The 12,954-nt window shown below is 59.8% G+C and carries 15 protein-coding genes and 1 riboswitch; of the genes, 5 read left to right on the top strand and 10 right to left on the bottom strand.

Annotated features, from left to right (window positions below; genetic code table 11):
* Nucleotides 1-8 precede the first annotated feature (8 nt).
* The 10 genes from GSQ88_RS29660 to GSQ88_RS29705 all read right to left on the bottom strand — a co-directional run bounded on the left by GSQ88_RS29660 (nucleotide 9) and on the right by GSQ88_RS29705 (nucleotide 8,387).
* Nucleotides 9-800 carry an ABC transporter ATP-binding protein gene (locus GSQ88_RS29660; RefSeq protein ID WP_159011338.1) on the bottom strand — a complete coding sequence of 264 codons (792 nt, stop codon included), beginning with the start codon at nucleotides 798-800 and terminating at the stop codon, nucleotides 9-11.
* Nucleotides 797-1,615: an ABC transporter permease gene (locus tag GSQ88_RS29665; protein WP_159011339.1), complete on the bottom strand. Its 819-nt coding sequence runs from the start codon at nucleotides 1,613-1,615 to the stop codon at nucleotides 797-799. The genes GSQ88_RS29660 and GSQ88_RS29665 overlap by 4 nt, the downstream gene beginning before the upstream one ends.
* Before the next feature lie 37 nt (nucleotides 1,616-1,652).
* Nucleotides 1,653-2,684 carry a putative urea ABC transporter substrate-binding protein gene (locus GSQ88_RS29670; protein ID WP_159011487.1) on the bottom strand — a complete coding sequence of 344 codons (1,032 nt, stop codon included), beginning with the start codon at nucleotides 2,682-2,684 and terminating at the stop codon, nucleotides 1,653-1,655.
* A 117-nt stretch (nucleotides 2,685-2,801) separates the two neighbouring features.
* Nucleotides 2,802-2,913, bottom strand: a riboswitch (guanidine-I (ykkC/yxkD leader).
* Nucleotides 2,914-3,109: 196 nt separating this feature from the next.
* Nucleotides 3,110-3,394 (bottom strand): hypothetical protein, encoded by a 285-nt coding sequence (locus tag GSQ88_RS29675; RefSeq protein WP_159011340.1) that lies wholly within the window; start codon nucleotides 3,392-3,394, stop codon nucleotides 3,110-3,112.
* Between the two features lie 150 nt (nucleotides 3,395-3,544).
* Complete coding sequence (locus GSQ88_RS29680) at nucleotides 3,545-3,802, bottom strand: GlsB/YeaQ/YmgE family stress response membrane protein (RefSeq protein WP_159011341.1); 258 nt, start codon at nucleotides 3,800-3,802, stop codon at nucleotides 3,545-3,547.
* A gap of 227 nt (nucleotides 3,803-4,029) precedes the next feature.
* Nucleotides 4,030-4,899, bottom strand: a complete 870-nt coding sequence (locus GSQ88_RS29685; protein WP_210253920.1) for a PhnA-like protein — start codon at nucleotides 4,897-4,899, stop codon at nucleotides 4,030-4,032.
* A gap of 57 nt (nucleotides 4,900-4,956) precedes the next feature.
* Complete coding sequence (locus GSQ88_RS29690) at nucleotides 4,957-5,283, bottom strand: CsbD family protein (RefSeq protein ID WP_159011342.1); 327 nt, start codon at nucleotides 5,281-5,283, stop codon at nucleotides 4,957-4,959.
* 72 nt (nucleotides 5,284-5,355) lie between these two features.
* Entirely contained in the window at nucleotides 5,356-5,538 is a 183-nt protein-coding gene (locus GSQ88_RS29695) for a CsbD family protein (RefSeq protein WP_159011343.1), read from the bottom strand.
* Nucleotides 5,539-5,651: 113 nt separating this feature from the next.
* Nucleotides 5,652-7,109, bottom strand: coding sequence for a PAS domain S-box protein (locus tag GSQ88_RS29700; protein WP_159011344.1), 1,458 nt, complete (start codon nucleotides 7,107-7,109; stop codon nucleotides 5,652-5,654).
* Nucleotides 7,110-7,385: 276 nt separating this feature from the next.
* Nucleotides 7,386-8,387, bottom strand: a complete 1,002-nt coding sequence (locus tag GSQ88_RS29705; RefSeq protein WP_159011345.1) for an AraC family transcriptional regulator — start codon at nucleotides 8,385-8,387, stop codon at nucleotides 7,386-7,388.
* Between the two features lie 68 nt (nucleotides 8,388-8,455).
* On the opposite strand from GSQ88_RS29705, the gene GSQ88_RS29710 reads away from it, so the two are divergent.
* The 5 genes from GSQ88_RS29710 to GSQ88_RS29730 all read left to right on the top strand — a co-directional run bounded on the left by GSQ88_RS29710 (nucleotide 8,456) and on the right by GSQ88_RS29730 (nucleotide 12,940).
* Nucleotides 8,456-9,667, top strand: coding sequence for an MFS transporter (locus GSQ88_RS29710; RefSeq protein ID WP_159011346.1), 1,212 nt, complete (start codon nucleotides 8,456-8,458; stop codon nucleotides 9,665-9,667).
* A gap of 153 nt (nucleotides 9,668-9,820) precedes the next feature.
* Nucleotides 9,821-10,060: an antitoxin MazE family protein gene (locus GSQ88_RS29715; protein ID WP_159011347.1), complete on the top strand. Its 240-nt coding sequence runs from the start codon at nucleotides 9,821-9,823 to the stop codon at nucleotides 10,058-10,060.
* Complete coding sequence (locus GSQ88_RS29720) at nucleotides 10,057-10,407, top strand: type II toxin-antitoxin system PemK/MazF family toxin (RefSeq protein WP_159011348.1); 351 nt, start codon at nucleotides 10,057-10,059, stop codon at nucleotides 10,405-10,407. Before GSQ88_RS29715 ends, GSQ88_RS29720 begins: the two co-directional genes overlap by 4 nt.
* 144 nt (nucleotides 10,408-10,551) lie before the next feature.
* Nucleotides 10,552-11,238, top strand: a complete 687-nt coding sequence (locus GSQ88_RS29725) for an AbiU2 domain-containing protein (protein WP_159011349.1) — start codon at nucleotides 10,552-10,554, stop codon at nucleotides 11,236-11,238.
* 490 nt (nucleotides 11,239-11,728) lie between these two features.
* A complete protein-coding gene (locus GSQ88_RS29730) occupies nucleotides 11,729-12,940 on the top strand; it encodes a tyrosine-type recombinase/integrase (RefSeq protein WP_159011350.1) in 1,212 nt (403 codons plus the stop codon).
* Nucleotides 12,941-12,954: the final 14 nt, after the last annotated feature.

Genomic DNA, 12,954 nt, shown 5'->3' on the forward strand with positions numbered 1-12,954 from the left:
GTCCCGGCTCATGCTCCCTTTTCGGCTGGGTCGTCCCGGCCGGAGCGTTTCGTCGACAAATTCCGCACCTCGGCGGCGCGGCGTGGAAAGACTTCGAGGTCGCGCGAAATGGTCGCGCCATAGCGCTCGCGTTCCTCGGGCCGGTCGCGGTTGCGCTCGAACGCAATGACGCGGGTCGCCAGCCGGAACGCCTCGCTCAAATCATGTGTGACCATGACGACCGTCAGGTCCGTTTCATTCCACAGCCGCTTCATCAGCACGTGAATGTCGGCCCGGATGCCGGGATCGAGCGCGCCGAATGGCTCATCGAGCAGCAGGATTTTCGGACCGCGCATCACGGCCTGCGCCAGTGCAAGGCGCTGCTGCATGCCGCCTGACAGCGACGCCGGATATTTAGCCTCATGTCCGGCGAGACCGACCTCGGCGAGCAGCGCCATCGCCTCGTCCACCGCCGCGCGCCTGGCCGCACCGAATAGCCGGCTGACGAATTTCGCGAGCTGCAGCTCGCGCCCCAGCACCACGTTCTGCAGGACGGTCAGATGCGGGAAAACCGAATAGCGCTGAAAAACCACGCCGCGATCCGCATCCGGCTCGGGCTTGAGTGGCACGCCATCGATCAGGATTTGCCCGCGCGTCGGGGCTTCCTCGCCCAGCAGCATGCGCAGGAAGGTGGTTTTACCACAGCCGGACGGACCGACCAGCACGATGAAGGCGCGCGACACCACGTCGAGCGTGATCCGCTCCAGCACGATGTGGTCGCCATATTCCTTCCAGACGTTGTCGAAACGAACAGCGCTCATCCTGCCCTCACCGAGGCAAACCAGGGGAACATCTTGCGCTGAAGCAAATTGAGCGCGGCATCCATCAGGAAAGCGAGCAGCGTGATCCAGAACACGTACGGAATGATCACGTCCATCGCGAGATAGCGCCGCACCAGGAAGATGCGATAGCCGAGCCCCGAATCGGAGGCGATCGCTTCGGCGGCGATGACGAACAGCCAGGCCGGGCCGATTTGCAGCCGCAGCGCATCGATCAGGCGCGGCGCTATCTGCGGCAGCACCACGCGCAACGCCACCTGCCAGGTCGAGGCGCCCAGCGTCTGCGCCTTGATCAGTTGCTCACGCGGCAACTCCAGCACCTTCATGCTGAGATCGCGGATCATGCAGGGCAAGGTGCCGATCACGATCAGCGCGATCTTGGAGTTTTCACCGAGCCCCATCACGATGAACAGGATCGGCAGCAACGCCAGCGGCGGCACCATCGACATCACCCCGACGAACGAAGACAGCATGGCGTTGGCGCCTGGCAGCAGGCCAATCACGATGCCGAACAGCAGCGCCGCCGAGGTGGAGATCGCCAGCGCCGAGATCAGCCGGCCGAGACTGGCGATCGTATCCGACAGCATCAAATCGGTGCCGGTGCGCGGATCGATCTCGAAGGCCATGTGTTTCACCGCCTGCGCCATGGTCGGCAGCGCAGGCAGCAATTTGTCATTCGGATTTTCGGCAAGCCGCATGCCCGAACCGACGAGATAGGCGATCGCCAGCAATATGAACGGGAGCGCGGCGAGATAGAACCGCGCCTGCCTGTTCGGCTTGATGTTCATGAGCCGCATCGTCATCTCCGCTTCGAGAGCGAACCGCGAAAAGCGATCAGAGTTTACCCTTGGCGGCGGCGTCCATGAAGCTGGCATCGAAACGCAGCTTCACATTGTCCTTGTCACCGATGACTTGCTTGTCGCCGAGCTCAATGCCAACGGCATCGGCCGATTTTGCGTCTTTGCCGAGCAACGCCTTGTCGAACAGGAACTTGCGCACCCGGTCCATGGTGGTGCCGACGGCCGCGCTCTTGGTGAAGGCTTCCGCATCCGCCGCCTTGTCGAACAGCTTGGTGGAGGCGAGCTGGCTGTCGAAGCCGGCGAGATCGGTGCCCGAGGCTTTCGCCATGGCTTCCTTCGCCGCCTTACCCTCGACGCCGGCGGCGTTCATTTTCGCGATGGTCTCGTACCAGATGCCGACCAGCGCCTTGCCGAAATCGGGATTGTCCTTCAGCACGGCCGTGTTGACCACCATCAGGTCCATGATCTCGCCGGGTATCTGCGAGGAATCGAACACCTTCTTGGCGTCCGGCGAACCCAGGATTTCCGAGACGATCGGATTCCACGTTACGACAGCGGTCACGTCGGGCGTCTTGTAGGCGGCGGCCAGATCGGCATCGGAGGTGTTGACGACCTTGATGTCCTTTTCGGCAAGATGCGTGCTCTCCAGCGCCCGCGCCAGCAGGTAATGCGAGACGGAGAACTCGACCAGGTTGATCTTCTGGCCCTTGATGGCGGCGAGATCGGCGCTGTTCTTCAGGATGACGGCATCGTTGCCGTTGGAGAAGTCGCCGGTCACGACCGCCGTGGTGTCGACGCCGCCTGCCGCGGGAATCGACAGCGCATCCATATTGGTGATGGTTACCGCGTCGAACGCACCGGCGGTGTATTGATTGACGGATTCGACGTAATCGTTGAACTGCTTCACCTCGATGGTGAGGCCATATTTATCGGCCCATTTCTTGACGATGCCGGTGTCGGCGGCATAGCCCCACGGCATCCAGCCGACATAGATCGACCATGCGACCTTGAAGCTCTTTTTCGGCGCCGCATGCGCCGGCGCGGCAACAACGGCCGCCAGCGTCATGACAAAAATGATGGGTCGGAGCAGTGAATTGAGTTTGTTCATGGCAGATCCCTCTTGCAAAACTACAAAAAGGGACCGGCGATAGACCATCGCGTTGCCAATCCCTTGGCTCACGAGGTCTCCCGGGCTTTTATCCCGCCGTGCACCTGCGGGGATTTCTCCCCCGCAAGCGGCTGCTCTCGGACCAACACTTTGCAGGCGCAAAGCCGGAACCCTAGCAACCAACTCGGTATACAAGAAGCACGAGCCGTGCCAGATCCGCTTTCATTGAATCACAACGGCTTTTCGCGACGTCGCCGCGCGATCATTCGAGGTGTCAGCATTCCTGGCGGGCACTTGCCCACCAAATGGGCAATCAACGCGATCAAGCGAGCTTTCTTTCTTGGGGCGTGGAGCACCACGTGTCCGCACCAATTCTCAGCATCTTAATATCGCGCACCTCGATGAGCTGAAGGTTCCGGAACGGCCGGCTCTTCAAGCAAATCAAATTGCGCGCTGAGCCACTCTTGGGTTTCGATAGCCGCCCGGCGCGCTAGGTCGCGCTCTGCCGCACCAAGGTCTACAACCATGATCGACCAATTGCAGCCGGCCCGGTCGTCACGGATCGGACGAACCGTCACGTCGGCGACGCTGTCGCATCCCCGATAGGTTCTGATCTCCGCCAAAGCCAGTTCAATCAGCTCGCTGGCCGATTTCCGGATTTTTGGCATCACGCATTCCTCGCTTTGGGACGCCTTTGTCGCGTGGCTGGCCGTACCGCTTTTTTAACGCTTCGAACCATGGTGGAATATCGAATGTCCCGAGGAGGTAATCGATGGGCCTGCGTGGCGCATCGATTACCTCGCACCGAGTAGCACCAATCAATAGGCGCGCCGGCGTGAGATCGCGCCCCAAACAAACAGCACGATGACAGCTCCGACAACTGCGCCGATCAGTCCCGCGCCTTCAGCTGGTCCATACCAACCGAGTGCCTGGCCCAGAAAGTTGGCGACGACGGCGCCTATGATACCCAGAACGGTCGTCATGATGAAACCACTGGGTTCATTGGGACCAGGCATGATGAATTTCGCGATTAAGCCGGCGATAAAGCCGATGATGATCGTCCAGATGATACCCACTGTTTTATCCTCTTTGGAGACACCTTGAACGACCATCGTCCAAGATTGCGATTTTCAAGACTGGTATTTTCTCGGCTGATATTTTCGTTCGCAATCGTAGCGAGCCTGGCACCGCGGGAGCATGATCCGGAAAAGTGGAAACCGGTTTTCCGAAAAGATCATGCTCAAACAATAAACTAGAACGGGATGACGATTCGAAGATAAGTCATCCCGCTCTAGAAGCGGCGTCAGGAATCGCGAACGCTCGAGGGCGATCGAATGATCTGTCGATCGACATAATCCCGTAGCGATCGCGCCGCGCCGAGCCGTCCGCCGAAGCCTGCCGCTACCGCGCCCAGGGCCAGGGCCAGGGCCAAACATGCGATCAGCGCGGTACGGGAAGCCGCCTTTGCGGTGGTCTCAGCAACCTGAGCCGCCCTCGCCTTGGTGTCGGCAAGCGTTTGGGCGTACTGCTGTTGATATTGCTCTACCTGCGCCTTGGCCTGATCCACCGGGATGCCCTGGGCCTGCGCCAATGCCTGTGCCGCGCGATCGGTCGCCTGCTGCTGGGCGGCTTTGTCGCCCGTCAATGCAGCCCGAACGGCGTTGACGGCCGTATCCCGCAATTGCCCCGGGTCCTGGCCACCGCCGGACGCTCTAATTTGACCTTCGATATCCGGCATGACGTTGCCGCCGGACAAGGACGGCACGGCAGCTTGCACAGCGCCCCCGACTGCACGTCCGGCTCCGCCGAGCACGCTTGTCACGGCACCGAACGCGCCGCCGACGACGCCACCAGCAGCCGAGCCGAGAAGGAAGACGATAATAAGCGTGGTGACAGCCCACGACATCAGGCCATGATAGCCAGCCTTCGGCGTTGACGCTCTGTCGCAGAAGCGGCCTGCAATGTAACCGCCGGTTACCGATGCAACGATCCCGGACAAGATCCACCAGAGGCCAACCGCAAGCGACAGCGAAGCTGCATCCGGTGTGGCGCTTGACGCCGGGTTGATGCCGGCTAGTCCGATTCCAACGCCCAGGATCGACAGCGTGAGCTGCACCACGAGGGCTGCAACGGTGCCGGCAAGGATGGCTCCCCAGGAAACCTCGGAGATCACGCCGGTGGGCCTGGCAATACCGGCTTCATATGTTTCGTATGTCATGTAAATCCCCGATCAGCGGCGACGAAATAAGATGCCGGCGACAAAGCCGACGGCTCCGGCCAACAGCAGAGCGGGCAGCGGATGGTCACCGACTTTCTCGCCGATCTCGCGCGAACCCCGCTTCACATGGCGGCTTCCTTCGTCAAAAACCTGTTCCGCTAGATCCGCCGTATCCCGCAAACCATCTTTTCCGCGCCCGTAGAGATTCTGGCCTTTGCCTTCGATCTGCCGCGCAACGCCGTCGGCGCGAGTCTCGGGATCACCCGTGACGCGCCCAAACGTTTCTTGGATTTTGCCGCCAACCTCTTTGGCTGAACCTTCGATGCGATCGGAATTCATGTGTTGATCTCCAGAAATGGTTGGCCAATGCCGGGTTTGGCCGGCATTGGCGGGGACGATGGCGATGGCGGCTTATTTCTTCACGGCGTCGCGCACGGCGTCCTTGGCCTTGCCGACTTGCTCCTGGGTTTTGCCCGCGAGCTTGTCGGCTTTGCCCTCGACTTGAAGCCTGTCGTTGCCGGTAACCTTGCCGACGGCTTCCTTGATCGAGCCCTTGACCTGCTCCGCGGTGCCCTTGATGCGATCCTTGTCCATAGAGTCTCTCCTGTTGATGTTCACCCTGTAACGCTTGGGGAACTTAGGAGGGCGCGACTGTTCGACAATGGATCGATTGCACTAGTTCCGTAGTGTAAAAACACCAGAACCGACTATTTTTTCGTGATGTATCCGTGTTCCCGTCCCCAAATCACGGCTTCGCTCCGGCGATGGACGCCAAGCTTGCGGTACAGCGCGGATACATGGTTGCGCACCGTGTTCGAGGACAAATTCAGCCGCTTGCTGATGGTCGCATCGCCGACGCCCTGGCAGATCAGGCCCAGCACTTCCCGCTCGCGCGCGGTAAGCTTCTCCACCGATACGTCGGATGTCGGCTTGCCCGTCCGGCGCAAGGCCGCGAGCTTTTCGATGATGCCTTTGCTGAGCCAGGACGCGTCGGTCATCACGGCATCGATCGCCTGCATCAGCTCGCGCTCCGAGCGTTTGCGCTCGGTGATATCGAGGAACGTCGCCAATACGCAGATCTGATCATTGATCGTCACGGTTTCGGCCGAAACGATACAATCGATTTCGTTGCCGTTTTGGCAAGTCATGCAGGTTTCGAATTTAACGACACGCCCGGATTCCACAATGTCGGTCTCAAACCGCTGCTGCGCTTCCGGTCGCGCCCAAAGCCGCATTTCTTTCTGAGTTTTACCGATCAGTTTGGTGTCGGCGTATCCGAACTGGGCAGCGAAAGCATCGTTGACGGTCAGGAATGAGAAGCCGTCGAGTATCATGACCGCGGTCGGCACCGGCGACAATTGGAAGGCCTTGGCAAACCGCTCTTCGCTTTGTCGCAGTGCCGATTCGGCTTTCGCACGGGCTTCGAGATCCGCAAATGTGAAGAGCATGCAGGGCTCTTCATCGATTTCGATTGGCTGACCGGCCAGGATGACAAGCCTGGATCCACCGGCCGGCAATGCCAGCGGGATCTCCATCTGCGGGATGGTCCTACCCTCGGCGAGCCGGTCGTACGTCAACTCCGGACTTTTAGCTCCCGCCAGAAGATCGATTTCGCCGATCGAATGACCGAGTACATGGTCGCGGGTGTAACCGGTCATATCTGCGAAGCCCTGGTTCACCTTCACGAACATCTGGTCTGACAGACGGCAGATGACGGCCGGTGCCGGATTCGCATTGAACGTGCGTTCAAACCGCGCCTCGGCCGCGAAGCGTTCCGTCACATCGGCCATCACCAGCACAAGACAGTCCGGATTGCCTTTCGCGTCCGTGATGACGAGGCTGCGGATTTGATGCACCCATTCCTGTCCATTGCTGGCCCGCGGCGCAACGACCACCACCACATCCGCGAAGGTTTCCCCCGCGATCACCCGTTCAACGGGGTATTGATGTCCGATGAGCAGATGATTGTTGCGATAACGCAGCACGAAATTCTCGCGATACTCGTCGACGGTTTTCCCCATCTGGTCGAGGGTTTCGACGCCATGCATCAACAAAGCGGACTCATTGGCCCAGGTTACCTTCTGGTCCGGTTCGATAATGATCACGCCCTCGCTGAGGCCTGCGATAATCTGCTGAAGCTGAGAGCGATCTACGGTTTCCGTCAAAAGTACCTCCGGCGCTGCCGTGAAAGCCCCGGTAATCTGGCTTTACTGCAAAAGCGATTTTCAAATTTGTTGTCAGGCTTGACAGGCCCACGCGACAACCAACGTTGATGGCTCGCGTTCCCACCCAGAATCGACCTACCGTGGGCCGGTAGGGTTTGCGCGGCTGTCTGGGGAAATGGCGCCCGTCCCCGGAGCGCCATCAACCGCAGTAAAAACAAAGGCTTACAGCCACCAGTCAGGTATCTCAACACTCTGGCTACGGAGCGCGGATCGCATTCAACTGTCGGATGGATGGTCTGTCGGACCCGGCCGTTCCCCGTTGTCAGCGGCAGCCAGTGTCGCGCGAAAATAGCTTGGCGGCGCGCCGATGATGCGCTTGAAGGCGCGACTGAACGCTGCTTCCGATTCATAACCAAGCCGGCGTGCGACGACCGCGATCTTCAAGCGGTCGCGAAACAGCCACAGCTTTGCTTCCTGCATCCGCAACTGCGCCACGTAACGGGCCGGTGTTTGGCCGACCACATTGACAAAGCGCAACGCAAATGCCGAGCGAGACGCATGCATGACGTCCGCCAGCGCCTCGACGGTCCAATCCGCGGTCGGATCGCGATGGATCGCAGCGAGAACGCGCCCGATACCGGGGTCGCGCGCTGCTGCGACCCAACCTTCAGAGCCGCAGCCTTTCTCCACCCAGTTGCGGATCAGTGCCGCGGCGACAACATCGGCCAGCCGCGTCAGCATGCCACCGGCACCGACGCGATCCAGCGCGAGTTCGGCGGTCATGGCCTCGAGCAGATGCGGGATGGCGGGCTCGTCGGTGGCGAGTTCGTGCATCTGCATCAGCTCAGGCATCATCAGAAGCAGCGGATGCTGGCTGTCGAGGTTGAAGGTCATGCCGGCACCGAACAGCACGGTTTCTTCGCCATCGCTGTTGCCGCCGCTGCAGGTGTCGAGAATGCCGCAGCAAACCGGCTCGAAGTGGCAATTCTCCACGGGTGCGGGGAAGGCATCAGGCGAACTCGCCAAGGCGTGTTCCGCTCCGCGCGGCAGCAAGACCGCATCGCCTTCTTCAAGGCGGACCCACATGTTGTCCAGCGTTCGCAGCCAGCAGCCTCGCCCCGCGACGAAGTGGAATTGGGCCTTTGCCTGCGCCGGGAATGACAGACCCCACGGCGCCGTCATGCGGCAGCGCGCGTAATCGACGCCCTCAAGCTTCAAGCCCCGGAGCATCTCAGTGAGCGGGTGCGTCGCGGCATCTTTGGACGAATTATCAAGCATTACGGGTTTTCTAGCATGGAAACTCCAGATGGTCACGTCCATCTATCGGGTTCCTCCTGGAGACTGTCATGACCGATTCCGCCAGCGCCGCACTTGATGCCGATGTTTCTCCGATCACCAAAGCGCCGACTGCAACGGCGTGGGCGGCTGTTGTTTCCTTGATGCTTGGCGCGTTCAGCCAAGTCACGGCTGAGTTCCTGCCGGCCAGCCTGCTCACACCGATCGCCGCCGATCTCGGTGTCTCGGTCGGCGCTGCCGGGCAGGTGGTGACGGCGACGTCCCTGGTCGGGATCATCGCCGGGCTTGCGTCGGCGATCGTGACTCGCGCCATCGATCGCCGCGTCGTCCTGTGGTCGCTGACGGTGCTGTTGATCGTATCCAATCTGCTGTCGGCGACGGCAAGCAACCTGACGATCCTGTTGTTTGCCCGCGCGTTGCTCGGCATCAGTCTCAGCGGCTTTTGGGCGATGGCAACGGCCACCGCGATGCGGCTTGTCCCGGCGGACGCGCTGCCGCGCGCGATCGCGCTGATTTTCAGCGGAGTTTCGATTGCCACCGTCAGCGCTGCGCCGATCGGGGCCTATCTTGGCGATCTCTGGGGATGGCGGAACGTGTTTTTGCTGGCGGCTGTGGTCGGCGCCGTCGTGCTCGTGTTTCAGGTGCTGACGCTGCCGCGCTTGCCGCCGCTCACGTCGCCGGATGTGCGCACGCTTTTTGTGTTGATGCGTCGGCCAAGTGTCCGGCTCGTGATGATCGCCATAGCCGTCTGCATCTCGGGCCATTTCGCCGGTTTCACGTACGTCCGCCATTTCCTCGAGCAAGTGCCGAAGCTTCCGGTCACTGCGATTTCACTCGTGCTGCTTGCTTATGGCGTGGGTGGCTTCTTCGGCAATTTCGCCGGCGGGGCGCTGGTCGCCCGCAGTGCGAAGGGTGCGATCGTCACTGGATCTGCCGCGATCGCCGTGCTCGCGCTGGTGCTTCTTGTTTTTGGCAGTTCGGGCCTTGTCTCGGGCATTGCGGTCGGCCTCTGGGGTTTTGCTTTCGGCGTGCTACCGGTCGGCTTCCAGACATGGATGGTGCGGGTGGCATCCGACGAAGCTGAATCCGCGGGCGGCCTGCTTGTATCGGCTTTCCAGGTAGCGATCACGGTCGGCGCGGTCGTTGGCGGCATTCTGGTCGATGGCTTCGGCCCGTTCGGCTCCGTGGGTTATCTCGCCGCGGCGACGATTGCGGGCGCGCTGCTTGTGTTGCTGTCGCGCAGCGGCGAGGTGCCGGCGTGAAGGTGCGGCCTGCGCCATTCAGAACAATATAACGAACTCACATGTCATTGAAATTATTATACAATTAAAATGGGCGCTCCGCACGGTTCAAGGGGACTTGGCCAATCGCCTCGCTCCTACTAGGTTACATGTAACCAGCCCGGGAGAGTTGCCATGGTGTCTGCGCCGAAGCCGAAGCCCTCCCGTGTGAAAGTTCGCGAGCATCGCGAACGGCTGCGTCGGCAAGGACTGCGTCCCATCCAGATTTGGGTCCCGGATGTGCGTGCGCCGGCGTTCCGCTCGGAGGCGCGTCGCCAGTCGCTGGCGGTGGCCGCAAGCTCCCGCGCACACGAGGATCAGGCGTTCATCGACGCCGTATCGACATTCACTGACGAAGTGGATGGGCATGAATGAGACGCGGCGACGTCTGGACCGTTGCGGGCGGCAAGGGTTATGCGGGCAAGGCGCGGCCCGTCGTCATTCTTCAGGATGACAGTTTCGACGGAACTGAATCCATCACGATCTGCGCGTTCACGACCGACGACACGGACGCACCACTGTTCCGACTTCCTGTCGAACCGAACGAGCGCAATGGATTGCGCGCCCCATGCCGCCTGATGGTCGACAAGGTGACCACCGTCCCGAAATCCAAGGTCGGCGCTCATATCGGACGCCTCGATGACGAAGATGTCCTCCGCCTCAATCAGGCCGTGCTCGTATTCCTTGGACTGGCAACGTCTCAGAGAAACAAGAAGGCATGAGTTGTAGCGAGACGTGGACGCTGTTCAACTCGTGGCGATTGGCCACGAGTTATGGTCCAGTGTACTTAATCGGGCGAGAGTGTTTGGTGCACTGTCACCGTGACCTATTTGAAATAGCAAGTCAGCCAAGTTCGGAGGCGTATGGTGACAAATCAATCGGCTGCCGAAGCCAAACAGCGCAACGTCGAAAAGATGGGCGAGGCACTGGGGGCGCAGTACTCCCTGCTTTGGCAGGAAGTCGTACTGCTGCACAGGAATTGGGAACAGTACGTCGTGCTATTCGGCACTAAACCGTCGCGGATCGAACTACTCAATCAAAGCGCCCCGTATTTCTTTCGCATGTTGCAGGATGACTTATGGGACGTGACGCTGCTTCACATTGCCCGGCTGACTGACCCTCCAAAGACTGGCAACAAAGAGAACCTGACCATCCTGAGTTTTCAGACACTGATTGATGACGCAAAGACGAAAGAAAAGCTTGCTGCACTGCTAGCCATTGTGAAGGACAAAACGGAGTTCTGCCGCGACTGGCGCAACCGATATATCGCTCACAACGATCTCGACATAGCGCTCGAACGTTCAGCGAACCCGCTCGCCGACGCTAGCAGGCTGAAAGTAAAGGAAGCGCTGAAGGCAATCGCGGACGTGATGAACGCGGTCGATTTCCAATACTTCCACTCAGAAACGCGCTTTGACCTTGGCGGCGCGCTTGGCGGAGCCATGACGCTTCTTTACGCCCTTTATCGCGGCAAGAAATTGCAGGATGAGTGCGTGAGGCGACTAGAGGCGGGAGAATTCAACGAGGATGATTTAGACCCATCAGAGTTGTAAGTCGCGCACAATACATTGCGCGGCGGCCGCATAATTCTTATTCATTCCACTCCTCTTTCAAAGGGGCGGTGTAGTCCTCTGCGATAGATGCAAAGGTATTCTGCGCGGCGACGGTGAGGCGAGCTTGCCGAGTTTCCTTTGCTGGCCCGGATCGGTGCCATCGCGCAACTGCTTCAGACCTCATCCCGCTTCCACCGGGAGTACCCTCAACCCACGCCATCATGGGTAGCCGTGGGGAACAGCGCTGAACGATTTCTGCAAGCTATTGATCTTGCTTCAGTGTGCGCAACGAGGGGGAACAGCGAAATGGTGCCCAGGGGCGGGATCGAACCACCGACACTGCGATTTTCAGTCTCTGTCCCTTCACTTTCGTCACGTTGCTCAGCACTGCTGCCCTTGAAATTAAGGAATTCTTTGCCCAACTCGATTGCTAGAGTTTTCGTCGGTTTGCTTCCAAGGTTGCAATAGAGTTGCAAGGCGAGTTCATGTGATGAGTATCGAGTCGTCGTTAACCAAGTTGCCGCTGCGCCTCAAGCCCGTTCCGGCTACCCGCGTCAAGCTAACGGAGCTTCGCATCGCGAACCTCGCGATTCCACGGGCAGGCGTAGCATACATATACGACAGCGTTACGCCCACACTCGCTATACGGGTTACATCAGCGGGCACGCGGTCCTTTGTGGTCGTCAAGAAAATTAATGGTGCGGCTCAGCGAATCACACTTGGTCGTTTCCCGAGCCTCCGACTTGATGATGCCCGCCAGACTGCGCGGTCAATAGCTGGTGAAATAGCCAAGGGCCACGATCCCGTCGCGTTGCGGAGGGAGGCGAAGGCGCGAAAGACAAAGTTGGCCGATCTGTGGCCCTTCTATCTCTCCCATTTGAAGCAACGCAACAGGACGTGGCGGCGCGACGAGGCACGCTGGACGGCCGACATTGAGCCGGCAATCGGCAATAAGGCATTGGCGGAAATTACTCGCGGCGACTGCCAGACGCTGGTCGATCGAATTGGAACGCAGCACCCGATCGCCGCCAATCGAGTTGCCTCGCTAATGTCTGCCTTTTTTAATTTTGCGGTTCGCACTGATCGGCTCGCCGTCAATCCCGCAAAGGGATTAACCAAATTTCAAGAGACATCTCGATCCCGTGTACTAAATTCCAATGAGCTTGAGAAACTCCTCAGCGCAGTCGAGATAGAAGGGGCACCCTGGGCAAGCGTCTTCCACATGCTGTTCTTTACAGGAGCTCGCCGGGGCAGCGTCGTCGCCATGCGTTGGGAAGATATCGATCTCGGCACCGCAATCTGGACCATACCGGCGCAGGTGGCAAAAAACAAAACGGCGACTCCTCTGCCGCTTACCGAACCTGCTCTCAAACTCCTTCAGAAACAGCTGGAGCGCTCTGCTGGCGAGGAATGGGTTTTCCCTAGCCCGATTGGAAAAGGCCATCTGGTCGGCCTGCCCAAGGCGTGGGCGCGGATACTGCGCCGGGCGGGGATAAAGAACCTTCGTATTCATGACATTCGTCGATCAGTCGGCACTGCAATGGCCAGGACCGGAGCAAGCCCACACCTGATTGCAACCGGACTTGGACACCGGAGCATCGCCTCAGCAAAGGCCTATGTTCGTCTGGCAGGCGAGGACGCTAGGCAGGCTTTAACCGATGCCGTTGCGTCACTTACCCGGTCGCGGTCGCAAAATGTATAAATGGAGCGGAGCAC

It is taken from the genome of Bradyrhizobium sp. S69 (assembly GCF_009766005.1).
Taxonomy (GTDB): Bacteria; Pseudomonadota; Alphaproteobacteria; order Rhizobiales; family Xanthobacteraceae; genus Bradyrhizobium.